Origin of the sequence: Actinomadura sp. 9N407 (genome assembly GCF_044326315.1) — a bacterium.
Taxonomy (GTDB): domain Bacteria; phylum Actinomycetota; class Actinomycetes; order Streptosporangiales; family Streptosporangiaceae; genus Spirillospora.
Genome location: NZ_JBIRAW010000005.1, coordinates 1 through 23,318, shown reverse-complemented (window position 1 = coordinate 23,318; position 23,318 = coordinate 1). Strand labels below are relative to the sequence as shown.

The following is a 23,318-nucleotide window of genomic DNA, read 5'->3' as shown; positions in this document are numbered from 1 at the left end:
AACATCACCTAAAAGATGGCGATGCCGGTCATCCACGGCGTCCATCTTGTTTAAAGCGCTCGCAGTCGGTGAGGACGACACCTACCTGCATGAAGGTCCGTGCACGTTATGGGGACGTGCACGGAACACAGGGAACACAGGGAACACGGAACAGGGGAACACGGTCTCTCCGGCCGGCCGCCGGTCTCGTTGCGCTGCCATGTGCGAGGCCGGCGGTTCCCGTTCCCGGACGGGCGCCTCCGGCTAGGCCTCCATGTCGAGGGGGTTCAGCCGGCGGATCAGGCGCAGGGCCGTGTCGGCGACGACGGCGGCCTCCTCGGCGGTCTCGCAGGCGGCGACCTCCCGGCCCGCCTCGCCGATGATCGAGGTGAGCATGGTGACGATCACCCGGTCCTCGGGGCCGGTGCCCGCGCCGAGCAGCACGGCGTTCTGCCGGATCCAGTCGCGGCCGCGGGTCCGGCGCACCAGCTCGAAGCCGGGCGGGGCGTCGCCGTCCATGAAGAGCCGGACGAGGTGGCGGCGCTCCCAAGATCCCCGCAGGAACGCCCGCGCCCCGTGCACGAACAGCTCCAGCGGGTCGTCCTCGCCGGCGGCCCTGGCCTTGGCGACGGCGCTGGCCGCGTTGCTCTCGTACTCGTTGTGGTGGTCGTCCCACAGCGCCAGGAACAGCTCGCTCTTGCCGCCGAAGTGGTGGTAGAGGCTGCCGACGCTGGAGCCGGCGCGCTCCACGACGTCGGCCACACTGGACTCGGCGAAGCCCCGTTCGATGAACACCTCGCGCGCCGCCCGCAGCATCCCCCGGCGCGTCTCGGCCGTACGGCTCCACTGCCAGGAGCCCTCGCCCGAGCGGCCACCCGCCTTGCGCGTCATCGCCACCTCCGGCCCCCAGATTACCGAACGTTATTCCAGAATCGGCGGGGAGCGGCGTTCAGGAACCGTTCAGGTGGGCGAGAGGAAGCACCCAGGGTCATCCCCTAGGGTGGCCCGGATGCCCGCCAGCACTACGCCTCCCGCCACCGCTCCCACCAAGAACCCGGACGCGCGCGCACCGGCGGCGCCGACGAGACCGGCGCCATCGTCGCCCGCCGGGGGCGGCAGGCGGCTCCAATGGCTGGACGCCCTGCGCGGCCTGGCCGCCCTGGTCGTGGTCTTCGAGCACTCGCTGGACGTGCTGTTCCCCGAGGTCCGCAAGGGCGTCAGCCCGTGGTTCGACTTCGGCCGGTACGGCGTCTTCGTCTTCTTCATCGTCAGCGGCTACATCATCCCCGCCTCGCTCGAGCGGCGCGGCAGCGTCCGCGAGTTCTGGATCGGCCGGATGTTCCGGCTGTACCCGCTGTGGGCCTTCGCGGCCGTGGTCGGCGTCGGCATCGGCCTGGCCAAGGTCAGCTGGGATCCCCCGGGCGATCTCACCGCCAAGCCATGGACCTCGGCACTGGCGCATCTGACCATGCTGCAGGACCTGCTCGGGGTCCCCAACGCGGTCAACGTCTTCTGGACGCTGTCGTACGAGATGGTGTTCTACCTGCTCGTCACGGCCATGTTCGTCGCGGGCGTACACCGGGCCAGCGCGCTGACGGCCGTGCTGCTGGCCGTGGCCGCCGCCGTCTTCGGGGCGCTGCTGCCCGTGACGCTGCTGGCCTCCCACGCCAGGGAGGGCACGATCGCGGCGGCCGCGCTGCTGATGGCCGGCGGCCTGGTGGCGGTGATGAGCGGCAACCGGACCGCCCGGCGCTGCGGCGTGCTCGCGCTGGCCGTGCTGGCACTGGGCCTGGTCACGCTCAACAACCGCATCGGCGGGCTGGAGAGCCTGGCCATCATCGCCACGATGTTCGCCGGCTCGGGCATCTACCGCATCCAGCAGGGGCAGTCGTCGCGGTGGCCGGCCATCGCGGCGATCGCGCTGGTCCCGGTGCTGTCCGTCGCGGGCGGCGCCTACCTGGCGATCACCGCGGACCGGCTGCCGTACGGGGCGACCGGCGTCTGGGGATGGCCGGCGGCCGTCGCGGCGGCCTGGGTGACGTTCCTGGTCGGCATGGTGCTGCGGAACCGCCGGTTCCCGCGCTTCCTGGCCTGGCTGGGCGTGATCAGCTACTCGGTCTACCTGCTGCACTCGCCGGTGGTGCAGATCGTCTGGCGGCTCGTCGGCGAGCCGGCCCGGATCTCGGTGCCGGTACGGCTGCTCTGGCTGGCCGTCCTGACCGCCGCCGTGCTGGTCACCGGCGCCGTGGCGCACCGGTACATCGAGCTGCCGACGCAGCGGATGGGGCGGCGGGTGATCACGGCGAGGCGCGCCAAGGCCGAGGCCCACGTCCAGGCCCAGGGCCGGGCACGAGAGCAGGACCCCGGCCGGGACCAGGACCGCGAGACGTCCGGCGATGAGTTTGCGGTCGCCGCCGGGTCTGTTCCTTCACGTGCACCCTGACCCCGGTGTCCCGAAGGAGCCGACCATGATCGACCTCACCCCGGCCGCCCGGCGGACGGCCGCCCTGATCGCCGCCGTTCCCGACGATCTGCTCGACGCGCCGACCCCGTGCGAGAAGATGTCGCTCACCGAGCTGATCTTCCATGTGGACGGGCTGTCGCAGGCCTTCACCTGGGCCGCCGAGAAGAGCCCCGAGATCGAGTCCGGCCCGCCCCCCTCGGTGCAGAACGCCGACCTGGGCGACGACTGGCGCGAGCGAATCCCCCGGCGGCTGGAGGCGCTCGCCCAGGCGTGGCGCGATCCGGCCGCCTGGGAGGGCATGACCAAGGCCGGCGGCGTCGATCTGCCCGGCGAGGTCGCGGGCCTGGTGGCCCTGGACGAGGTGCTCGTCCACGGCTGGGACATCGCCCGTGCCCTGGACCGCCCCTACAGCGTGTCCGGGGAGGAGGCCGAGGCCTGCCTGGAGTTCGTCTCCCAGACCCCGGAGGACCCCGAGCCCGGCAACGGCCTGTTCGGTCCGGCCGTCCCCGTCCCCGCCGGGGCCCCGGCGCTCGACCGGCTCATCGGCCGGACGGGCCGCGACCCGTTCTGGACGCCCTGATCACGGGTCCTTGATCACGGGCCTTGATCACGGGTCCTGGTCACGGGCCCTGATCACCAGGAGGCACCCCAGCCGCCGAGCACAGCGATGCGTTCGCGCAGGTAGTCCTCGCGGGGCCGGGGGTTCAGCGCGGCCGTGATCGCGCGGCGCTCGCGGAGGGCCTCGACGGCCAGGACGAGGTCCTCCGCGCCGCTCGCCGGCTCGTCCGTCTCCGGCATCGTCCACTCGTCCAGGACGAACAGCGGCGCGGCGGCCTCGGGCAGTTCCAGGACGTCCTTCAGCCGCTCGCCGGACAGGAACGCCTCGTCGAGATCGAGCGTGAGCATGTGCACCTCGAGCGGGCCGAACGCGTCACCGAACGCGGGCAGCGGGCGGAGCGGCCGCCCGCCGGCGGTCCTGGTCGCCACGATCCGCGCGGCGGTCTCCTCGTCCATGATCTCGTGGCGGATCCCGAGCAGCCATCCGAACGCGTCGCCGAAGCCGAACCGGTGGAACTCGATCCGGACGTCGTCCTCCCCCAGCCCGGTGGTCAGGGACTGGAACACCAGGCCGTCCACGCCGCCCGGGGTGATGAAGCCCGTCATCCGCATCGCCGCGCAGAAGTCATTGGCGTTGTCCCACATCGGGTACTGGTAGTCCTCGAAGCACTCGTCCAGCTCGGCCATCGCCAGCGGTGTGCTGGGGCCGGCCTCCACGCGGGGAGCGGCGTCGAGCGCCGCCCGGACGGCGTCCGGCACCGGCGGAGTGACCAGGCCCAGCCCGTCCAGGACGTCCGCGTCGAGGCGGTGGGCGGTGCCGCGCGGATCGATCCGGTGCAGCGTGCGGATCGCCGCGGCGACCCCGTCCTCGGACGCGCGCTCGGCCAGCAGCCGGTAGCCGATCTCCGGATGCCGGCTGATCCACTGCCACAGGACCTCGCCGCCGTCCCTGATCGACGCCGCGATCCCGAACGCCTCGGCCGACCCGGACGCGAACAGGCAGGGCAGCACGCACCAGGGCTTGTCGTGCAGGACGCCCTCGCCGTCCACGCGGGTGGCGATCCAGGGCAGGACGCCGTCGCCGTACCGCTCGTACAGCGCGAGGTTGTCCCTCCCGCGCGGATCGGCCTCCCACGCCAGGCGGCTCGCCACCGGCACGAACTCGGCCGCGTCCGCGAGGCTCAGCAGCGCCGCCCAGGCGCGGTCCGATTCCAGGACGAACCTGCCGTCGACCATCTCCCCCTCGCCCCGCCGGAATACCCGCGTCCGGGCGAGGAGGTCACGGGCCTGGGCGAGGGGCATCAGCCCGCGCTCGTCGAGGTCGGTCAGGCGGGCGTCGCGCATCGCGGCGGGGAGGCTCACGCCGACACATTAGCCCCGGGACGGTCTCGGGGACGCTTCCGCCCGGACGGGAGCGGGACCGGCTCGGCGCCCGCGACGATCGTGCCGGACGTCGAGCCGATGCCCTCGGCGGTGAGCGTCACCGTGTCGCCGATCTTGAGCGGCGGCGGGTTCCGGACGCCTCGCACGCCCCACAGCTCCGACAGGCAGCCGCCGTTGCCGCACGTCCCGGAGCCGAGGACGTCACCCGGCCGGACCCATGTCCCGCGCGAGGCGTAGGAGACCATCTCCTCGAACGTCCAGCTCATGTTGGACAGCAGGTCCGTGCCGACGACCTCGCCGTTGACCGCGGCGGCGAGCCCCAGCCGCAGGAAGCCGTCGGCGTCGCGGTACGGCTCCAGCTCGTCCGGCGTCACCAGCCAGGGCCCCAGCGTGGTGGCCGTGTCCTTGCCCTTGCAGGGGCCGAGGCCGACCTGCATCTCGCGTCCCTGCAGGTCACGGGCGGACCAGTCGCCGAGGATCGTGAATCCGGCGATGTGCTCGCGGGCCTGCTCGGGGGTGAGGTCGCGGCCCGCGCGGCCGATCACGACGGCGATCTCCAGCTCGAAGTCCAGGACCTCGCAGCCCGGCGGTACGGGGACGTCGTCGTACGGGCCGATGATCCCGTACGGGTTGGAGAAGTAGAAGGTCGGGGCGTCGTACCAGGCGTCCGGGACGCCGGCCTCGCCCTGGACGCTGCGGCGGACCCCCTCCACATGCTCCTCGAAGGTGACGAAGTCCCGTACGGTCGGCGGCTCCAGCGGCGCGAGCAGCCTGGCCTCGCCGAGCGGGACCCCCTCCCCCGGCTCCGGGCGGGCCTCCCCGCCGGCCCGCAGGTGCTCCAGCAGCGAGACGGGCAGCGGGCGCAGGACCTCGCCGTCGAGCAGGCCGGTACGGACCTCGCCCTGATGCTCGTACGTGGCGAATCGCATTCCAGACCCCTCAGACCGGCGGCGCGACGAAGCAGCCGCGGTCGGGGTCGTTGAACGACTCCTTGGCGACCAGCTCGTTCATCGGGTTGGCGGTGCCCCACTGGTCGCTGACCCCGGGCTGGGTGAAGTCGTACACCTGGGGATGCCAGGTGTCCTCGTCGACCGTCTCCAGCTCGGTCGTGTACTCGACCGTGTTGCCGTGCGGGTCGAGGAAGTAGGAGAAGGTGTTGTCGCCGGCCAGATGGCGGCCCGGCCCCCAGACCTTCTTGACCCCGGCCTGCAGCAGCCGTCCGGTCCCCCGCATGTACTCGTCCAGGCCGCGCATCTCGAACGAGACGTGGTGCAGCGACGTGTGCGGGCCCCGGGCGATGGCCATGCTGTGGTGCCAGGAGTTGATCCGCATGAAGTGCATCATCTCCCCCATCGCGGGGTGGGAGAGGGTGTCGGAGAGCCGGAAGCCGAGGTGCCGCTCGTACCACTCCCGGGTCTTGTTCAGGTCCGGGGAGTTGAGCACCACGTGCGAGAGCCGGACGGGGATCGACTCGCGTTCCTCGATCTTGCGGTGCTCGCGGGTCCCGACGTTGGCGGAGACCTCGACGGTACGGCCGTCGACGTCGAAGAACCGGAAGCCGTAGCCGCCGCCGGGCGTGGTCAGCTCGCCGGGCTCGCCGACCAGCTCGACGCCCTCGGTACCGAGGCGGGCGGCCAGGGCGTCGACGTCCTCGGGGGAAGCGGCGCCGTAGGAGACCAGGTCGAGCCGCTTCTCCTCGGCCCTGCGCAACCGGACGACGTACTGCTCGGGCGACCCCTCGGCGGCCATGAACGCGATGCCGCCGTCGTCGGCGACCTTGGTGAGGCCCCAGACGCCGGAGTAGAAGTCGAGCTGCTTGTCGAAGTCGGGCACGGCGAGGTCGACGTGCCTGAGATGGGTGATCACGTTCATTCCTCCTCGGTGATCGGGAGCGAGAGGTTCAGGAGCGCTGCGGCGTTGCCGCCGGCGATGGCGAGGAATTCGGGTTCGGGCAGCCCCGCGTCGCGCAGCGCGCCGAGCGGGTCGCCGGTGCCCATGTCGAACGGGTAGTCCGAGCCGAGCAGGACCCGGCCTGGCCCGGCGGCGGCGATCAGGTGCCGCAGCACGGCGGGATCGTGCACGAGCGAGTCGAACCAGAGCCGCCGCAGGTACGAGCTGGGCGGATGGGCGCAGCCCCGGGTGTCGGTACGGGCCCGCCAGGCATGGTCGGAACGGCCGATGTGGGTGGGCAGGTAGCCGCCGCCGTGCGCCGCGATGATCTTCAATCCGGGATGCCGGTCGAGCACTCCGGAGAAGATCAGGTGCGACAGCGCGACCGCGTTCTCGGCGGGCTGGCCGACGGTGTTGGACAGGTACCAGCGGTCCAGGCGCTCGTCCAGCGTGCACCCGAACGGATGCAGGAAGACCAGCGCGCCCAGCTCCTCGGCCCTGGTCCAGAACGGCTCGTACGCCGGGTCCGACAGTTCGAGCCCGGGGGCGTGGCTGGAGATCTCGACGCCGCGGAGGCCCTGGTCCATGGCGTGCTCGAGGGCCTCGACCACGAGCGCGGGATGCTGGAGCGGGACGAGGCCGAGCCCGTACAGCCGCTCGGGCGCCTGCGCGCAGTGCTCGGCCGTCCCGGTGTTGGCCAGCTCCCAGACCGTACGGGCCAGGTCCTCGCCGGCCCAGTAGTGGTAGTGCGACGGGGACGGGCTGACCAGCTGGACGTCCACGCCCGCCTCGTCCATCGCCGCAAGGCGGGCCTTGACGTCCACCAGCTTCGGGAAGCGCTCGCGGATCATCGCTCCGCTGGTCTCCAGTGCCTCGGGCCCGTTGCGGCGCGCGTCCAGTTCGCGGGCCGCCGCGAGCCCGGGCGCGCCCTCCACCGCCTGCTCGACCGCGAGGAGCAGGACGTGGGCGTGCACGTCGATCGCCGGGGTCACGGCAGCTCCCGCAGCACGCCCATCGTGCGGCCCATCAGGCCGCCCACGTCCGCGTCGCGATCGCCGTCCATCAGCCACTGCCCGAGCTGGACCGAGGCGTCGACGACCATCCGCACGCGCGGCATCCGCCGGTCGCGGTACTCGGTCAGCAGCGCGTCGTCCCAGGTGTCGCGCGTGGTGAGCAGCTCGGCGAGGACGAGGACGTCCTCCAGCGACATCGCCGCGCCCTGGGCGAGCGTGGGCGGGCAGGCATGGGCGGAGTCGCCCGCCAGGACGACCCGTCCGCTGTGCCAGGGGCCCTCCACCAGCAGCTGGGTGAACCACGTGTAGTTCACCTGCGCCGGGTCGGTGATGGACTCGCGGATCTGCTTCCACGCCCCGCCGTACCCCTCGGCCAGCCCGCGCATCTCGTCGGCGTAGGACGCCGGGTCGAGCGCGGACCGGTCGCGGTTGGGCTCGACCAGGTACGCGTACAGGGTGGTCTCGCTGGTCGGGCAGTAACCGGCGATGTAGCAAGGACCGCCGTAGGCCAGGTCCGTGCGGGTCACCTCGTCCGGCCTCGGCGCGGTCGTCCGCCAGATGCCCATGCCGGTGGGCACGGGCCGGTCGGGAACGCCGATCATCTCCCGTACGGCCGAATGCACCCCGTCCGCCGCCACGATCAGGTCGTAGCGGCCGCTCGTCCCGTCGCTGAAGGCGACCTCGCCGCTCGCCTCGTCGATCGACTCGACGGTCACGCCGAGCCGCGCGGGCGGGCCGGACGCGCGGACGGCGTCGGCCATGGCGCGCTGCAGGTCCGGACGGCGCATCCCGGCCGTCGCGGGCAGGTCGTCGCCTCCGGTGGGCAGGTCCTCCATGGCGTGCAGCACGGTGCCGTCCGGAGCGATCAGGCCGAGGGAGCCGAAGCCGTAGCCGTGCGCCTCGACGTCGTCCCAGACACCGATCTCGCGCAGCACGCGCAGCGCGTTGCCCTGCAGGGTGATGCCGGATCCAGAGACGACGTTCCAGTCCGGCCGGATCTCCACCAGATCCACCTCGATCCCGGCGCGGCGGAGCAGCACCGTGAGACCGTTCCCGGACAGGCCGCCTCCGACGATGAGGACGCGGCGGGTGTTGGGGGGCATGACCGGCTCCTTCTGGCTGGGGGTCACGTGGCCGGGGGTCACTTGACCGCGATGGGGTTGACCGGGGAGCCGACGGCGCCGGTCACGGGCAGCGGGGCGGCGGTGAGCCAGAACTCGTACCGGCCGTCGGCGGCGCAGTCGGCGGCGAGCGCGTCCAGGTCCCACATCTCGCCGATCAGCAGCCCGATGTGCGGGATGGCGACCTGGTGCAGCGGCTGGAAGGCGTGCTCGAACTCGTTCGGCCGCACCTCGAAGCCCCAGGTGTCGGTGGCGATCCCGGCGATCTCGCTCCGGTGCAGCCAGCCGGCCGAGGTGAACGAGAGGCCCGGCGCCGGACCGCCCGCGTAGTCGCCCCAGCCGTCCCCGCGCCGGGCCCGGGCCAGCTGCCCGGTCCGGACCAGGACGAGGTCGCCGCGCCCGACCGCGACGCCCTGGGCCTCGGCGGTCGCGTCCAGATGCTCCGCGGTGATCGCGAACCCGTCGGGCAGCTCCCCGTCCTCGCCGATCGCGCGCCCGACGTCCAGCAGCACCCCGCGCCCCGCGATCGGGGCGGCCATGTGCTCGATCCCGGTGACCAGGTCACCCTCGGACGTGACGACCTCCTCCGCGCGGCGGCCGTTCCAGGCCAGTCCGTGGTCGAAGATGTGGCCCAGCCCATCCCACTGCGTGGAGCACTGCAGCGGCATGGCGATCACGTCGTCGGCTCCGCCGATCCCGTGCGGGAAGCCCTGGTTGCCCAGCGCGGCGTCGGTGCCGGTGTCGAGCATCGTGTGGACCGGGTTGGTACGGCGCCGCCAGCCCTTCTGCGGCCCGTTCATGTCGAACGGCAGCGACAGCGAGAAGCTCTCTCCCCGCCGGATCAGCGCGGCGCCTTCGAGGCGCTTGGCCTCGGTGAGGAAGTTCAAAGTGCCGAGCACGTCGTCCTGGCCCCAGCGTCCCCAGTTGGAGCACGCCTTGGCGGCCGCCGCGACCTCGGCCTCGGGATCGGTACGGTCGAGCGCCATCACGCGGCCCCTTCCGCGACGCAGCGGGTGCGCTGGGTGCCCAGGCCGGTGATCGTCGACTCCATCACGTCGCCGTCGCGCAGCAGCCGTCCCCAGTGCATCCCGTTGCCCGCCGGGCTTCCGGTCAGGACCAGGTCGCCGGGCAGCAGCCGGGCGAACCCGGAGATGTAGGAGACGAGCCGGGCGACGTCGAAGATCATGTCCTTGCTCGACTCGTCCTGCTTGACCTCGCCGTTCAGGCTGAGCGTCAGCCGCAGGTCGGACGGATCGTCCACGAACCCCGCCGGCACGATGTACGGGCCCACCGGCGTGAAGCCCGGCGCGTTCTTGCTGCGCAGCCAGTCCGACCCGATCTCGGGCATGTCCCGCCGGAACACCGCCTCGCGGGCCGTCAGGTCGTTGGCGATCGTGTAGCCGGCGACATGGTCCAGCGCGTCCTCACGGCTCACCTGGTACGCCTCGCGGCCGATCACCGCGGCCAGCTCCAGCTCCCAGTCCGGCTTGGCGGCCCAGGACGGGAGCACCACGTCGTCGTACGGGCCGGTGATCGCCGACGGCAGGCCGGTGAACACGTACGGCAGGTCCTCGGCGGCCCGGCGGTCCATCATCTCGGCCGCGTCGGCGCGCGCCTGCTCCTCGCTGCGCGGATCGTCCGGCTCCCGATGGGCCACCACCAGGTCGATCACGTGCCGCCGGTAGTTGGCCCCGGACTGGAAGACCTGCCGCGGCTCGACCGGGGCATGCACGTTCAGGCCCTCCAGGGGCTGCCAGCCGGTAGCGCTTCCCGCCAGCTCCACGAGCCGGGGCAGCGTCCGTTCCCAGTCATCCAGGAGGGTACGGACCGTCCCGCCGGGGAGCTCCAGGACGCGATCCCCGACGACCAGGCCGGGGAAGGGCGCTCCGGAGGCGGAGAACGTACCGATGGCGAAGAGTGAGGCCGACACGATGTTCCTTTCAGGTGTGTTGTGACTAACATGGCGGCGCGCGAGAGATTTGGGAAATAGATATGTCTGATGCCGACCATTCACCCGATGGATGCCGATGAACCTGGCCAGCCTGGACCTCAACCTCCTGGTCGCCCTGCAGGCCCTGCTGGAGGAGCGCAACGTCACGCGGGCGGGCCGCCGGATCGGCCTGAGCCAGCCCGCGATGAGCGCCGCGCTCGCCCGGCTGCGCCGCCACTTCGGCGACGAGCTGCTGACCCGCAGCGGCAGCGGCTACCACCTCACCCCGCTCGGCACCGCCCTGCTCGGCCGGGTGCCGACCGCCTGCGAGCTGCTGGAACGGATCTTCAGCAGCCAGGCCGAATTCGATCCCGCCCGGGACAGCCGCGAGTTCACGATCCTGACCTCCGACTACGGCGTGGCCGCCTTCGGTGCCGCCCTGGCCCGCGCCGCGCACGCCGAGGCGCCCGGCGTGCGGATCCGCTTCCGCCAGGTCCCGGCGGATATCGGCGAGAGCACCGACCTGCTGCTCGGCGCCGTCGACGGCCTGCTGATGCCGCACGGGATCATCAGCGGCTACCCGTCCGTGGAGCTGTTCACCGACCGCTGGATGTGCCTGGTCGCCGACGACAACCCCGAGGTCGGCGACGCCCTCACGCTGGACCTCCTGGCGGAGCTGCCGTGGGTCACCTACCAGCGCACCTACGACGCGCCCGCCGCCCACCAGCTCAGCATGATCGGCATCGAGCCCCGGGTGGAGGTCTCGGTCGACAGCTTCCAGCTGCTGCCGTTCCTGATCGCCGGAACCCGCCGCGTCGCCCTCATCCAGGACCGCCTCGCCCGGCTCCTCGCCGGCGTCGTGCCCGTACGCGCCCTGCCCTGCCCGTTCGAGGCCGTCCCCGTACAGGAGGCCCTGTGGTGGCACCCCGCGCACACCCACGACGCGGCCCACATCTGGCTCCGCGAGATCGCGGCCCGGGTCGGCGCGGAACTGTGAGTTGCGGGCAACCGGCCGGTCGTAGACTCGAGGGCATGGACGACCCGCTGAAGCTCGACCACCAGGTCTGCTTCGCCCTGCACGCGACCTCGCGGGCGTTCGACGCGCTGTACCGGTCGGAGCTGCGGGACCTCGGGCTCACCTACCCGCAGTACCTGGCCATGCTGGCGCTCTGGGAGTCCGACGGCCTCACGGTCAAGGAACTCGGCACCCGCCTGCGGCTCGACTCCGGCACCCTGTCCCCGCTGATCAAGCGCCTGGAGACCGCCGGCCTGGTCGAGCGCCGCCGCGACCGCCAGGACGAGCGCTCGGTCTCGGTCCACCTCACCCCGTCCGGCGCCGCCCTGAAGGACCGCGCCACCCGCGTCCCCGTACGGATCCTGGACGCCACCGGGCTCGAACTCGAAGAGATGCGCACCCTGCACGCCCTGCTGTCCAAGGTCACGACCAACCTCGACGCCGCCGTTTAGTCCTGTTTCGCGCTGCGCGGCCTGGCCCGTACGTGCATCCGCTCGCCCTGCCGCCCGAACAGGCTGAGGATCTCGACCGGCTCGTCATCGGCGGCCCCGAACCAGTGCGGAAGCCGCGTGTCGAACTCGGCGGCCTCCCCCGGCTTCAGCACCAGGTCATGCTCGGCGAGCAGCAGCCGCAGCCGCCCGTTCAGGACGTAGAGCCACTCGTGCCCCTCATGCGTCCGCTGCTCGGGGCGGTCCCGCCCCGGCTCGATGATCATCTTGTACGCCTGCACCCCGCCCGGACGCCGGGTCAGCGGGATCGCGGTCATCCCGCCCAGTTCCCTCGGCGCGAGCCGTACCCGCGGATCCCCCACCTCGGGGGCACCGACCAGCTCGTCCAGCGGCACCTGATGGGCCCGTGCGATCGGCAGCAGCAACTCCAGCGTCGCCCGCCGCCCGCCCGACTCCAGCCGCGACAGCGTGCTCTTGGAGATGCCGGTGACGTCCGACAGGTCCTGCAGCGTCACCCCGCGCTTGGTCCGAAGCTCCCGCAGCCGGGGCCCGACCTTGGCCAGTACCTCGCCCACCACGGCTGATCCCGCTGACTCGTCCATACCGACCATTCCACCCCATCGTTGCCATACTGGCAACCCAGGTTGCGGTCAGGCGAGCATCCCCGCGATCAGCTCCCGGTGCTCGCGGTCCTCGTCGACGGCCCGCCATCCCCCGTGGCAGCGAAGCCGCCGGTCCGTACCGGCCAGTTCCGCGAGGACGGGCCGGATCCTGTCCGGCACCATGCCGCTCCGGGCGATCCGCCGCAGCGCCTCCCACCGCACCGGCTGGAACGAGCCCGTCGCGAGCGGATACGCGACCTCCCACAAGGTCGGGAACACTTCTGCGGCATCACCGGTGATCCGGTGGAGCGACGAGGCCGCCCCGACTCGCGTGTACGCGTCCCGCCGTTCCAGAAGGTCCCGAAGCCTGGGGGCATGGACGGCGGCAAGGGGCCCGAGATCTTCGAAATAGGGCCACAGAGCCTGCCCGTACCGCCCCTGGAAAGCGGCGTCCAACTCCTCGAGAACAGGCCCTGGATCACCTGCCAGTTTCCAATAGGCCCAGGCCACCACGAGCCGCGACCATCGGCTCTCCCATTCCGTCGGGCGGCCGGGAGGACGCCGCATCATCCGTTCCAGAACGGGAACGGCCGCTGCCGACCCGATCCGCGCGAGAGCCTTGACCGCCGCGAGATGCGCCTCCGTCCCCAGCAGTCCAAGAAGCTCCGGCTCCGCCTCGGCCGCCGCTTCTCCCCACTCCCCCACGACCGTGGCGAGCGAGGGCGCCATCCGGTCATCGGGCCGCCGCAGCCTCTCCCGTATCAGAGGAAGAAGCACCGGGGCATGCGCTTCCAGCCGCCCGAGGACCTCGACCAGGGAAGGCAAGGCCGTCGAATATCCGTAAGGAGTACCAGTGCTGTAACTCGTGGCAGTGCCATAGGCGTCCAGCCGTTCGCCCAAATGAGACAGGCATCGCGGATCCTCCTGCCTCGCCAACCCCCAGGCAGCGATATCCCGCACCCACGGTTCTGAATCGTGCAGCCTCTCGGCGAGCAATGAAGCATCTCCACCCAGCGCAGCGAGGAGATGCGTCGCATACCTACGTGTCACGGCACCTGGGTCCAGCGTCCATTCCTCCAGAACGGGCATCAGCCTGACGACCGGTGACCGCCGGCACCCGACCAGCTTGCCCGCCACCTGAACGGCACCGGCCCGCCGGTCCTCGTCCGAATGCCCGGCCAGCGTCACACACAACTCGGTACGAGTTCCGACATCGCATTCGTCGGCCACCCACCTGACCACCGCCGCGCTCGTACCGCCGAGATGCTCGACCAACTCCTCCGGCATGGCCCCCACCCACGGGACTTCCCGCCAGATCTCCAGGTCCGCCGCCCCGTTCAGAACCTCCAGTGCCATTCCGGGTTGCTCGGCGTCGACGCCCCGCGCCATGGCCATCCCCGCCGCCAGCCTCACCTGAGGATCCCAATGCCCCCGCAGGTCCCGGAGCCAGATCAGCACCTCAGGAAGTACGGCCGCCGAGCAGCCACGCAGCAGGTCTCCGGCCTCCAGAACGATCCCCAGCCGTTCCTCGAGCGGCTCGTCCCGGCTCCACCTTCCGAGCAGCTCCCGTACCCGGGAATCCTCCCCGCCCGCCGCGCGCGGCCCTTCCGTGCACTCGTCCTCGAACAGGAGGCTCAGCGGCGGTACAAACCCCGACGAAGAAGACATCCCCCAAGAATGCCACCTGACGCCCCCGCGAACGACACCCGAGCGTTCGACGAATCAGCGTTTCGCGAGAAATCAAAAACAGCCTCACGCAGACCGGACGAGGCACCTGGCCGGGGTACCACTAATGTCGCTCCATCGACACAGTCTCCGTTTCTGACATCAAGATTCGCGAGTGTGTTCTACGCTCCAATTCCCCGCCGAAACGCGAAACAGTGGAGGACCGATGCCGATCGTCCGCGACCCCCTCGACCCCACGATCTCGATGTGGCACTTCCTCGCCTTCTACATGCGCTACTGGCGCGAGAAGGAGGGGCTCTCACTGACACAATGCGGACAAATCATCAACGCGGCGCGCTCGACCGTCTGCAACATGGAAGCAGGCAGGCAGCGCCCACACGACGATCAGATGCGGATGCTGGACAAGAAGTACGGCACCGGAATGCTCTTCCAACTCCTCCTCTGGTACGCCCGCATGGCACACGACCCCGAGTGGTTCCACCAGTACAGCCAGTACGAAACCCAGTCGCTCGCGATCAGGATCTTTCATGGAGGCGGCATCCCGCTGCATCTACAGACGGACGAGTGCACAACTGCCTACATGCGGAGTAGCAGTCACAGCGACCACGGGGCCGAACTCGCCGAACACCTCGCACGCAAGCGACTCATCCTCGGCAGAGAGACGCCACCCGACATCTGGGTCGTGCTCGATGAAGCCGTGCTCGCGCGGCCGGTCGGGGATAATGAAGCCATGAAGCGCCAGCTTCGACATCTGCTCACCGCAATGGATCTCCCTCACGTCAGCCTGCGCATCGTGCCGTTCTCGTCCGGGATTCACCCGGGCGTTGAGGGATTCTTCCAGGTCATCAGCTTGGAGAGTCGTGACGTTGCCTACGCGGGCGCGCAGAGTGGCGGGCGCCTGATCGAATCACCAAGCGAAATCAGGGCACTACGGGATAGATTCGATCGTATCGGCGCGAAGGCAGCCTCTGAGGATGCCTCATGCGACATCATCAAGCAGTACCTGGAGCGATACCCGTGAACGTGAAGTGGCGGAAGAGTTCCCGCAGTGCCGTAGGCGACGACAAAGTGTGTGTGGAGGTGGGCCGTCTCCCCCGTGGTGTTGGGGTCAGGGACTCCAAGGCCCCGGAGAGCGGATACCTCAGCCTGACCGCCGGGCAGTTCACCCGCCTGATCGGCCAGATCAAACACGGCCGGTAGGAGTGGCGGACGCCTACGGGCCGACGACCGGGGTGCTTCCTCCAATAACCGGTTCCGTGGCCCAGCGGAGGACGTGGGCGGGCTGCGGGTGGACGATCGAGCCCGGTGACTCGGGGTCGAACCACCGGTCGATGTACGTCCAGTGGTACGGGTGGAGCAGGTAGGGGCCGAGCCCGTCCTCGTCGTCGTACTCCTGCTCCCACGCGTGGGTCCAGGCGGACGGGCTCAGCTGTTGGTCGACGCGGCTGAGCGCCCATGACCGGATGGTGCCGATGTGGACGGGCATCGCCAGCAGGTCGTTCTCGAACCGTTCCACGACCGCCTGGGGCGTGCCCTCATGAACGGTCAGGAGCAGGGTCCGCTTCACCCTGGCGCCGCGCAGCGGAACATGACCGGACGCAATCGGTGCCAGCGCGACGGCGTCGACGCCCGGCGCGAGGGACGGGGCCTGCTCGGCGCTGAAGTCCCAGCTCGTTCCCAGGCCGCGGATGCTGCCGGGAAGATCGGGCCCGCCCGAGCCGGGGACCGTGGCTCCGGGCGGGGCGAGTGCCGTCCAGCGGGTCACCGCTCCACCGCCATGACGCGCCGTTCACGGGTACGGGCGACGGTGTCGGTGGCGGCCCAGAACTCCGCGACGGAAGGGTCCCTACCGGCGGCGGTCCGCATGGCGTAGAAGTCGTACGGACTGCTCAGCCACCACAGGATGTGCAGGGCGATCGTGTCGGGGCCTTCGTGGGATCTCCACGTACGTTCGTGGCGGAGGCCGCGCGAGCGGGCGGCGGGCAGGTAGTCCTCCCGCCAGCGTTCCAGCCAGCGTCCCTCCTCGTCCGCGGGGAGCACGATCGTTTCGAGCACGTTGACCTCGGTCACAGCTTCTCCAGGACGTCGTCCCGGTAGCGGGTGACCTGTTCGCGCACGGCGTCCAAGGTCCGTGCATCGTCCGTTCTGACGCGCGGCGCGATCACCAGGCGGGACGCGCCGGCGGACACGTACTCCCGGGCGAGGTCGTTCTGGCGGGACGGGTCGTGGCTGCCCGGCCAGGCGGTGATCTCGACGGCGCCGGGGTCCCTGCCGTGGGCGGCGGCGGTCTCGCGCAGCAGGTCCGCGCGGGCGGCGAAGTCGCGGGGGCCGATCGTGTACGGGAACCAGCCGTCGCCGGTACGGCCCGCGCGCCGCACCGCGGCCTCGCTGTTGCCGCCCAGGACGATCGGGACCGCGCCCGACTCGGGTCGCGGGCGGCAGTGCACCCGCTCGAACGACACGTGCTCGCCGTGGAACGTCGCGGGCTCCTGCGACCAGAGGGCGCGCATGGCGCCGACGCACTCGTCGAGGCGCGCGCCGCGCTTGGCGTACGGGACGCCGATCGCGGCGTACTCCTCCTTCTGCCAGCCGATGCCCAGGCCGAGCATCAGCCGGCCGCCGGAGTGCCGGTCGATCGTGGCGGCGCGCTTGGCCAGCACGACCGGGCTGTGCAGCGGCGCGACGACCATGGCCGTCCCGAACCGCAGTGTCCTCGTCGCCCCCGCGAGGTAGGCGATGGTGTCGAGCGGGTCGGGCATCGGGATGCCCTCGGGCGGTCCGGGCATCCGGCCGTTCCGGGAGTACGGGTAGAGGGTCTCGTAGTCCTCGGCGACCACCACGTGCTCGACCGTCCAGACCGACTCGACCCCGCACTCCTCGAGCGTCCCGGCGAAGTCCCGCAGGAACCCGCCCGAGGTGATCAGGCCGTCCACGAACGGCGCCATCATGCCCAACCGGACCACGCGACCTCCTATGACTGAACGACATATTCCTATTCGAAATATATCTGGAGGTCAATACGCCCGCGCGGCCGCTTTCCCCCGCCGGACGGGCGGACGCGACCCCGTGAGAGCCTGGCGGCGTCGGCGCCCACAGGCGTCGCCGGCTCTGCGAAAAGGGGCGTGATGGCAGCGCGTACCGCGGTGATCGTCGGAGGCGGGATCGGTGGGCTGGCCACGGGCGTGGCCCTGCACCGGCAGGGGTGGCGGGTGGAGGTCTGCGAACGGGCCCCGGCGTTCACCGAGATCGGCGCCGGCCTGTCCCTGTGGCCCAACGCGCTGCGGGCCCTCGCGGCGCTGGGTCTGGACGGCCGGGTCAGGGAACTGGGCGCGGTCGAGGCCGGCGGCGGGGTCCGCGACCGTACGGGCCGCTGGCTGGCGCGGGCCGACAACGCCGAGATCGAACGGCGGTTCGGGTCGCCGCTGATCGTGCTGCACCGCGCCGACCTGGTGCGCGCCCTGGCCGGGGAACTGCCGGCGGAGGCGCTGCTGCCGGCGACCACGATCACCGGGGTACGCGATGACGGCGACGCGGTCGTGGCCGAGCACGAGGGCGGGAGCCTGCGCGCCGACCTGCTGATCGGGGCCGACGGGGTGCACAGCACCGTCCGCGGGCTGGTGTGGCCGGCGGCCAGGCCGCTCCGGTACGCCGGCTACACCGCCTGGCGCATGATCACGGCACCGCTGCCCAGGTCGCTCACCAGTGGCGGCGTGACCTGGGGCCGGGGGGAGGTGTTCGGCTTCGCCTCGATGCCGGGGAACCGGGTCTACTGCTTCGGCACCGCCTCGGTGCCCGCAGGCGGCGCCGCCCCGGACGGTGAATGGACCGAGGTCCGCCGCCGGTTCGGGCACTGGGCCGACCCGATCCCGGCCTTGCTGGACGCCGTCGCGGAGGACGGCGTTCTGCGGCATGACATCCACGATCTGCCGCCCCTGCCCGGTTTCGTCAGCGGCCGGGTGGCGCTGCTCGGCGACGCCGCCCACGCGATGACGCCCACTCTGGGGCAGGGCGCCGCCCAAGCGCTGGAGGACGCCGTCGTTCTCGCCTCATGCCTCGGCCGGACTCCGGACATCGGCTCGGCCCTCGCCGGCTACGACCGGTTGCGCCGCGCCAGGACCCAGCGCCTCGTACGGCGGTCCGCCCGGCTGGGTGCCGTCGGCCAATGGGCCTGGCCGCCCGCCGCGATGGCCCGCGATCTCGCCGCCAGGCTGGCCCCGAACTCCGCGAACCTGAGAGCCATGGCCCCCGTCCTGGACTGGCGCCCCTGATGCCCGACTGGACGTACCATCCGCTCCGAAGACCCGCCGCCGCCCTGCTCGGCGCAAGCCGATCGCGGCGGGCCGCCCTGCGGGCGCTGGCGACGCTGGTCTCGCTGCCCGGCGGGCGCCGGATCATCACGGGAACGTTCGGTCACACCGCGCCTCCGGCGGCGCTGGCCGGAGCCGTCGCCGGTATCGGCGTGGCCACCCGGCTGGGCGCGATCGTACCGCCGGCGGTGGCGCGCGACGCCGTACGGGCACTGCCCACGCAGGGGGCCGGGCTGATCATGGTCGCACCCGTCGGCCGGGACGATGCCGTCCTGGTACGGGACGCCGCCGCGGGCCGGCGGTGCCTCGTGCTCGTACGGACAGATGACCCCGTGGTGGCGGAGGCCGTCGCCGCTCACGTGGACGCGGTGCTGTTCGACGACACGGAGATCGTCCGGCTGTCCGGCCCTTCCATCGGCGATGCGCTGGAGGCGCTGGCAGATCCCGGCAAGGCCGTCCTGGCGACCCCGGCGGCACTGGTGGAAGCGGGGCCCGGCTGGTTCCAGCGGGTGGCCGAGGCGGCCACGCCGACGTCCCCGGCGCCACGGCTGCGCGAAGTGGGCCGCGATCCGCGGCGGTGGCCCGCCTGGTGGTGGGGGGTGTGCGCGGGGCTCGGGATGATCGTCGCCGGTCTGGGCGCGGCCGCCATCACGCTCGGCCCGGTCCTGCTCTGGTACGACCGCGCCTTCCTCGGCCTGGACCGAGACCGGCTGCACGGCACCAACCAGCACCTGGTGCATTTCCTGCAGCACGACAGGATCACGATGGCCGCGACGGTGGTGGCGATCGGGGTGCTCTACACCGGGCTGGCCGCCGGCGGCATCCGCCGTGGATGGCCGTGGGCACGCAAGGCCTACCTGGTCTCCGGGTGCATCGGGTTCCCGACCCTGCTCTACTTCCTGGGATTCGGCTTCGTGGAGCCGCTGCACACGGCGGTCACGATCGTGCTCGTCCCGATGTTCGTCCTCGCCACCCGCCGGTCCCCCGACCGCCCGCGCTGGACGTCCCTGGCCGAGGGCCCCGAGCCCCAGCGGCGCAGGGCGCTGCTGGGGCAGCTCCTCATGATCGTCACTGGGCTGGGGCTCCTCGCCGGCGGCGCGGTGGTGTCCGTCGTCGGGCTCACGCACGTGTTCGTCCCCAGCGACCTGGCCTTCCTCGGCACCACCCCCGGCGAGCTGCGCGCCGCGAGCCCCGGCCTGCTGCCGTTCATCGCGCACGACCGGGCCGGGTTCGGCGGCGCGCTGATGGCCGCCGCCGCGGCGATCACGCTGCTGAGCGCCTGGGGCTGGCGCCGAGGCGAGGCCTGGGTCTGGTGGTCGCTGGCGCTGTCGGCGGTCGCCGGATTCGTTCCGCCGGTGGTGGTGCACTCGGGGATCGGCTACACCGACCTCCCGCACCTGGCCCCGGTGTATGCCGGAATGGGCCTGACCGTCCTGGCCCTGGCGCTCGCCCGCCCCTACCTGTGCGCTCAGCCTGCGTTCAGACCGGATAGGCACTCGTCATCGTGTTGAAATATCCCTCCGGCATTTCCTCGAGATAGTCCAGCAGATTGTCGAGGAAGGCGCGCAGCGGCGGATATTCGTTGTGCCGGTCGAGGTCTTCCTGGGAGCGCCAGATCTCGTACAGGAACAGCCGGCCGTCGTCGTGCTCATGGAGGTGGTACTGCAGGTTCCCCTCCTCCTGCCGGGTGGGCTCCACCAGAGAAGAAAGGAGTCGCTTGACCTCCTCGGCACGCTCGGGCATGGGCCGGAGGATTCCGTAGAGGGAAATGGGCGCTTGTACCGTCGTCGCGTTCATGAGGACAACGTTAGAATGTGACACCTATGTGAGCTCCCGGCGCAGTGACGGAGGGCACCGCCACTACGGCGCCGATGCCCCGGCGACGGTCGCCCGCATCCGTACCCTGCTGGCCGCCGGGCTGCCCACGAAGGTCATCCGCGACCTCATGCCCTGCTTCGTCGGGGACGGCACCGGAGCTCGCTCAGCGAGCTTCTCGACGCGTCCGTCCGGCTCGTCCCTTCCTCGGCCTGAACGCGAGCGACGCCGGTTCGCGGGTCCGGCGTCGGCGCTCGTGTCGGCTCAGCCGGCGAGGAGGTCCTCGAACGAGGTCACCGGGTCGGCGTAGGGGTCCTCCCGTACGGCCTGCGGGCGGGCGTCGATGGCGGCGGCGAGTTCGCCGGCCGCCTGGGCGACGCGGTCGGTGAGGTCGCCGGGGCTCGCCCAGTCCTCGGTGGCCGCGTACACGGCGGTCGGGACGACCTGGGCCCGCAGGTACGCCAGCATCGGCCGTACGGCGAAGTCCAGGGCCAGCGAGTGGCGGGCGGTGCCGCCCGTGGCGCCGATCAGGACGGACTTGCCCTCCAGGGCCTCCTTGTCGAGCACGTCGAAGAAGGTCTTGAACAGGCCGCTGTACGAGGCGTTGAAGATCGGCGTCACCGCGATCACGCCGTCGGCACCGGTCACGGCGTCGATGGCCCGGCGCAGGGACTCGGGCGCGAAGCCGGTGACCAGGTTGCTCGCCAGGTCGTGAGCGTGGTCGCGCAGCTCGATCGTGATGACCTCAGCAGGCAGCGATGCGGTGGTGGCGTCGGCCAGCCGGTCCGCCAGCAGGCGGCTGGAGGACGGCTGGCCCAGTCCCGCCGAGATCACGGCGAGGGTGCGGTCGGTCATCGGACGGCCTCCTTGCGCAGCTGGGAGTGGGTCGGCGCGGTAGCGGGGACGTGGGCGGGACGCAGGGCCTCGAACTCCTTGCGGAGGACGGGGACGACCTCTTCGCCCAGGAGGTCCAGCTGCTCCAGGACGGTCTTGAGGGGCAGCCCGGCGTGGTCCATCAGGAACAGCTGCCGCTGGTAGTCGCCGAACGAGTCGCGGAAGGCCAGCGTGCTGTCGATGACCTGCTGCGGGCTGCCGACGGTGAGCGGCGTCTCCTCGGTGAACTCCTCCAGGGACGGCCCGTGCCCGTAGACGGGGGCGTTGTCGAAGTACGGGCGGAACTCGTTCACCGCGTCCTGGGAGTTCTTGCGCATGAACGCCTGCCCGCCGAGCCCGACGATGGCCTGGTCGGCCTGGCCGTGGCCGTAGTGCTCGTACCGCCGCCGGTACAGCTCGATCAGCCGGCTGAAGTGCTCCTTCGGCCAGAAGATGTTGTTGGCGAAGAAGCCGTCGCCGTAGTAGGCGGCCTGCTCGGCGATCTGCGGGCTGCGGATGGAGCCGTGCCACACGAACGGCGGGACGCCGTCCAGCGGGCGGGGCGTCGAGGTGAACGACTGCAGCGGCGTGCGGTACTTGCCCTCCCAGTCGACGACGTCCTCGCGCCACAGCTTGTGCAGCAGGTGGTAGTTCTCGATGGCGAGCGGGATGCCGTCGCGGATGTCCTTGCCGAACCAGGGGTAGACCGGCCCGGTGTTGCCGCGCCCCATCATCAGGTCGACCCGGCCGTCGGCCAGGTGCTGCAGCATCGCGTAGTCCTCGGCGATCTTCACCGGGTCGTTGGTGGTGATCAGCGTCGTCGAGGTCGACAGGATCAGCCGCTCGGTCCGGGCGGCGATGTAGCCGAGCATGGTGGTCGGCGACGAGGGCACGAACGGCGGATTGTGGTGCTCGCCGGTGGCGAAGACGTCCAGGCCCACCTCCTCGGCCTTCTGCGCGATGGCCACCATCGCCTTGATCCGCTCCGCCTCCGACGGCGTGCGGCCGTTCGTCGGGTCCGTGGTGACATCGCCGACGGTGAAGATTCCGAACTGCACGCCGTCCCCCTATTAGTAGAAGTTTCAACTATCGTACCGGAACCCGGGGGCCGGACGTTCTATTCCGGTGCCGGCCCCAGGTCGCGAGGCCCACGGACCTGGGCCGTGGGGGCGCGGATCCGGGGCCGTGAGGACCTCAGATCGAGGTCGCGAGGGCCTGAAGCAGCCAGGTGTGAGTGGCTCCCAGCGTGTCAGGCTCGCCGGTCACCTCCTCCACCAGCCCCCAGTAGCGGGCAACGCCGGGCTCGGCCTCGAAGGAGATCTGCTGGAGCAGGTCCCGGCGGAACTCGGGGGTGTCGCGCCCGCCCCGTACCAGCGCATGGGTCTCGACCAGCCGGTCGAGCGCCGGGCCGGGACGCGGGACCGTCCCCGCGAGGACGTCGGGTGCCGCCATCGCGCAGGCGTCGGCGGTGCCTTCCAGCAGGGTCGGCTCGTCGGCGATCAGCGTGGCGTTGACCCTGCCCCGGGCTCGCAGCCGACCGCGGAGCGCCCGGTCGGAGGTCAGGGCGACCATCTCGGCGTACGCGACGACCTGGGCCGGGGTGGGATCGGCCGGCGGCTCGGGGACGACGCCGTCGACGAAGGCGTCGATCATCTCCGCCGGCAGCGGGGCCACCATCAGGCCGCGCCAGAACGCCGCGACCGCCTCGCGCGCGGATCGGCCATGCTCGACCGCGGCCAGCAACTCCAGGCGGGCGGCGCGCTCGGCGGGAGCGGCGGCCGACTCCAGCGCCCGCAGCGACGCGCGCCGCCAGGCGAGATCGGCCAGCTCGACGTCCAGCGCGGCGCGTTCGGCGGCGATGGCCTCGCCGAGCCCGCGCTCACCGGTCAGCACGCGGGTGATCGCCGGCAGCCCGAGACCGAGCCCGCGCAGCCGCCGGACCAGCCGCAGCCGTTCCACCGCCTCGGGGTCGAACCGCCGGTGCCCGCCCGAACTCCGCCCTACGGCCAGGATCCCCTCATCGCAGTAGAAGCGGACCGTACGCACCGGCAGGCCCGCGAGCCGGGCCAGCTCCCCGATTCCGATCGTGTCGTCGGTCACAGCCACGTCAGCTTCTCGGCCGTGAACGGTCGAGCTTGCGGCTCGGTCGTTCACGCCTCGTTGCGCTCCCCTTCGCCGCTGGCGGCCGCGCTGGGGTCGCATCACCTTTCCCCTGTCCAGGGGTCGGGTCGGG

General features: G+C 71.5%; 26 protein-coding genes. 9 read left to right on the top strand and 17 right to left on the bottom strand.

All coding sequences use genetic code 11. The features are described 5' to 3' along the window. Nucleotides 1–243: 243 nt before the first annotated feature. Nucleotides 244–870, bottom strand: a complete 627-nt coding sequence (locus ACH34Q_RS09715) for a TetR/AcrR family transcriptional regulator (protein ID WP_395982473.1) — start codon at nucleotides 868–870, stop codon at nucleotides 244–246. Between the two features lie 118 nt (nucleotides 871–988). Between ACH34Q_RS09715 and ACH34Q_RS09710 the strand changes: the two genes are divergently transcribed. After that, on the top strand, nucleotides 989–2,422 hold the full coding sequence (locus tag ACH34Q_RS09710) for an acyltransferase family protein (RefSeq protein WP_395982472.1): 1,434 nt from the start codon (nucleotides 989–991) through the stop codon (nucleotides 2,420–2,422). Nucleotides 2,423–2,447: 25 nt separating this feature from the next. Then, the gene (locus tag ACH34Q_RS09705; protein ID WP_395982471.1) at nucleotides 2,448–3,023 is read left to right on the top strand and encodes a TIGR03086 family metal-binding protein; all 576 of its coding nucleotides are present in this window, start codon (nucleotides 2,448–2,450) and stop codon (nucleotides 3,021–3,023) included. Nucleotides 3,024–3,076: 53 nt separating this feature from the next. On the opposite strand, the gene ACH34Q_RS09700 is transcribed toward ACH34Q_RS09705, so the two are convergent. The 7 genes from ACH34Q_RS09700 to ACH34Q_RS09670 are packed head-to-tail and all read right to left on the bottom strand — an operon-like array spanning nucleotide 3,077 to nucleotide 10,338. Then, a complete protein-coding gene (locus tag ACH34Q_RS09700) occupies nucleotides 3,077–4,363 on the bottom strand; it encodes a hypothetical protein (RefSeq protein WP_395982470.1) in 1,287 nt (428 codons plus the stop codon). Next, the gene (locus ACH34Q_RS09695; RefSeq protein WP_395982469.1) at nucleotides 4,360–5,313 is read right to left on the bottom strand and encodes a fumarylacetoacetate hydrolase family protein; all 954 of its coding nucleotides are present in this window, start codon (nucleotides 5,311–5,313) and stop codon (nucleotides 4,360–4,362) included. The genes ACH34Q_RS09700 and ACH34Q_RS09695 overlap by 4 nt, the downstream gene beginning before the upstream one ends. 10 nt (nucleotides 5,314–5,323) lie before the next feature. Then, nucleotides 5,324–6,256, bottom strand: coding sequence for a VOC family protein (locus ACH34Q_RS09690; protein WP_395982468.1), 933 nt, complete (start codon nucleotides 6,254–6,256; stop codon nucleotides 5,324–5,326). Next, the gene (locus ACH34Q_RS09685; RefSeq protein ID WP_395982467.1) at nucleotides 6,253–7,266 is read right to left on the bottom strand and encodes an amidohydrolase family protein; all 1,014 of its coding nucleotides are present in this window, start codon (nucleotides 7,264–7,266) and stop codon (nucleotides 6,253–6,255) included. Before ACH34Q_RS09685 ends, ACH34Q_RS09690 begins: the two co-directional genes overlap by 4 nt. Continuing rightward, complete coding sequence (locus ACH34Q_RS09680; RefSeq protein ID WP_395982466.1) at nucleotides 7,263–8,390, bottom strand: FAD-dependent oxidoreductase; 1,128 nt, start codon at nucleotides 8,388–8,390, stop codon at nucleotides 7,263–7,265. Before ACH34Q_RS09680 ends, ACH34Q_RS09685 begins: the two co-directional genes overlap by 4 nt. Before the next feature lie 38 nt (nucleotides 8,391–8,428). Then, nucleotides 8,429–9,394, bottom strand: coding sequence for a cyclase family protein (locus ACH34Q_RS09675; RefSeq protein WP_395982465.1), 966 nt, complete (start codon nucleotides 9,392–9,394; stop codon nucleotides 8,429–8,431). After that, nucleotides 9,394–10,338: a fumarylacetoacetate hydrolase family protein gene (locus ACH34Q_RS09670; RefSeq protein ID WP_395982464.1), complete on the bottom strand. Its 945-nt coding sequence runs from the start codon at nucleotides 10,336–10,338 to the stop codon at nucleotides 9,394–9,396. The genes ACH34Q_RS09675 and ACH34Q_RS09670 overlap by 1 nt, the downstream gene beginning before the upstream one ends. Nucleotides 10,339–10,435: 97 nt before the next feature. Between ACH34Q_RS09670 and ACH34Q_RS09665 the strand changes: the two genes are divergently transcribed. Further along, nucleotides 10,436–11,335 carry a LysR family transcriptional regulator gene (locus ACH34Q_RS09665; RefSeq protein ID WP_395982463.1) on the top strand — a complete coding sequence of 300 codons (900 nt, stop codon included), beginning with the start codon at nucleotides 10,436–10,438 and terminating at the stop codon, nucleotides 11,333–11,335. 35 nt (nucleotides 11,336–11,370) lie between these two features. Beyond that, nucleotides 11,371–11,805: a MarR family winged helix-turn-helix transcriptional regulator gene (locus tag ACH34Q_RS09660; protein WP_395982462.1), complete on the top strand. Its 435-nt coding sequence runs from the start codon at nucleotides 11,371–11,373 to the stop codon at nucleotides 11,803–11,805. Here ACH34Q_RS09660 and ACH34Q_RS09655 read toward each other — a convergent pair. Further along, the gene (locus tag ACH34Q_RS09655) at nucleotides 11,802–12,404 is read right to left on the bottom strand and encodes a helix-turn-helix domain-containing protein (RefSeq protein WP_395982461.1); all 603 of its coding nucleotides are present in this window, start codon (nucleotides 12,402–12,404) and stop codon (nucleotides 11,802–11,804) included. The genes ACH34Q_RS09660 and ACH34Q_RS09655 overlap by 4 nt on opposite strands. Nucleotides 12,405–12,452: 48 nt before the next feature. After that, a complete protein-coding gene (locus ACH34Q_RS09650; protein ID WP_395982460.1) occupies nucleotides 12,453–14,072 on the bottom strand; it encodes a HEAT repeat domain-containing protein in 1,620 nt (539 codons plus the stop codon). Between the two features lie 223 nt (nucleotides 14,073–14,295). Here ACH34Q_RS09650 and ACH34Q_RS09645 point away from each other — a divergent pair, with 223 nt between their 5' ends. After that, a complete protein-coding gene (locus ACH34Q_RS09645) occupies nucleotides 14,296–15,111 on the top strand; it encodes a Scr1 family TA system antitoxin-like transcriptional regulator (protein ID WP_395982459.1) in 816 nt (271 codons plus the stop codon). Then, the gene (locus tag ACH34Q_RS09640; RefSeq protein ID WP_395982458.1) at nucleotides 15,072–15,290 is read left to right on the top strand and encodes a DUF397 domain-containing protein; all 219 of its coding nucleotides are present in this window, start codon (nucleotides 15,072–15,074) and stop codon (nucleotides 15,288–15,290) included. The genes ACH34Q_RS09645 and ACH34Q_RS09640 overlap by 40 nt, the downstream gene beginning before the upstream one ends. Nucleotides 15,291–15,303: 13 nt before the next feature. Here ACH34Q_RS09640 and ACH34Q_RS09635 read toward each other — a convergent pair whose 3' ends face one another. The 3 genes from ACH34Q_RS09635 to ACH34Q_RS09625 are packed head-to-tail and all read right to left on the bottom strand — an operon-like array spanning nucleotide 15,304 to nucleotide 17,053. Further along, entirely contained in the window at nucleotides 15,304–15,855 is a 552-nt protein-coding gene (locus ACH34Q_RS09635) for a Dabb family protein (protein ID WP_395982457.1), read from the bottom strand. Continuing rightward, a complete protein-coding gene (locus tag ACH34Q_RS09630) occupies nucleotides 15,852–16,160 on the bottom strand; it encodes a hypothetical protein (protein ID WP_395982456.1) in 309 nt (102 codons plus the stop codon). Before ACH34Q_RS09630 ends, ACH34Q_RS09635 begins: the two co-directional genes overlap by 4 nt. Further along, on the bottom strand, nucleotides 16,157–17,053 hold the full coding sequence (locus tag ACH34Q_RS09625) for an LLM class F420-dependent oxidoreductase (protein WP_395982455.1): 897 nt from the start codon (nucleotides 17,051–17,053) through the stop codon (nucleotides 16,157–16,159). The genes ACH34Q_RS09630 and ACH34Q_RS09625 overlap by 4 nt, the downstream gene beginning before the upstream one ends. Before the next feature lie 162 nt (nucleotides 17,054–17,215). Here ACH34Q_RS09625 and ACH34Q_RS09620 point away from each other — a divergent pair, with 162 nt between their 5' ends. Both ACH34Q_RS09620 and ACH34Q_RS09615 read left to right on the top strand, forming a co-directional pair. After that, complete coding sequence (locus tag ACH34Q_RS09620) at nucleotides 17,216–18,358, top strand: FAD-dependent monooxygenase (RefSeq protein WP_395982454.1); 1,143 nt, start codon at nucleotides 17,216–17,218, stop codon at nucleotides 18,356–18,358. Continuing rightward, complete coding sequence (locus ACH34Q_RS09615; protein WP_395982453.1) at nucleotides 18,358–19,908, top strand: hypothetical protein; 1,551 nt, start codon at nucleotides 18,358–18,360, stop codon at nucleotides 19,906–19,908. Before ACH34Q_RS09620 ends, ACH34Q_RS09615 begins: the two co-directional genes overlap by 1 nt. Here the strand turns inward: ACH34Q_RS09615 and ACH34Q_RS09610 are convergent. Beyond that, nucleotides 19,877–20,194: a putative quinol monooxygenase gene (locus ACH34Q_RS09610; protein WP_395982452.1), complete on the bottom strand. Its 318-nt coding sequence runs from the start codon at nucleotides 20,192–20,194 to the stop codon at nucleotides 19,877–19,879. The two genes, ACH34Q_RS09615 and ACH34Q_RS09610, sit on opposite strands and share 32 nt — an antisense overlap. Here ACH34Q_RS09610 and ACH34Q_RS09605 point away from each other — a divergent pair. Next, entirely contained in the window at nucleotides 20,166–20,522 is a 357-nt protein-coding gene (locus ACH34Q_RS09605; RefSeq protein WP_395982451.1) for a MerR family transcriptional regulator, read from the top strand. The genes ACH34Q_RS09610 and ACH34Q_RS09605 overlap by 29 nt on opposite strands. On the opposite strand, the gene ACH34Q_RS09600 is transcribed toward ACH34Q_RS09605, so the two are convergent. The 3 genes from ACH34Q_RS09600 to ACH34Q_RS09590 all read right to left on the bottom strand — a co-directional run bounded on the left by ACH34Q_RS09600 (nucleotide 20,477) and on the right by ACH34Q_RS09590 (nucleotide 23,191). Further along, nucleotides 20,477–21,067: a CE1759 family FMN reductase gene (locus ACH34Q_RS09600; RefSeq protein ID WP_395982450.1), complete on the bottom strand. Its 591-nt coding sequence runs from the start codon at nucleotides 21,065–21,067 to the stop codon at nucleotides 20,477–20,479. The genes ACH34Q_RS09605 and ACH34Q_RS09600 overlap by 46 nt on opposite strands. Further along, entirely contained in the window at nucleotides 21,064–22,143 is a 1,080-nt protein-coding gene (locus ACH34Q_RS09595; RefSeq protein ID WP_395982449.1) for an LLM class flavin-dependent oxidoreductase, read from the bottom strand. The genes ACH34Q_RS09600 and ACH34Q_RS09595 overlap by 4 nt, the downstream gene beginning before the upstream one ends. 136 nt (nucleotides 22,144–22,279) lie before the next feature. After that, complete coding sequence (locus tag ACH34Q_RS09590) at nucleotides 22,280–23,191, bottom strand: MerR family transcriptional regulator (RefSeq protein WP_395982448.1); 912 nt, start codon at nucleotides 23,189–23,191, stop codon at nucleotides 22,280–22,282. Nucleotides 23,192–23,318 lie beyond the last annotated feature (127 nt).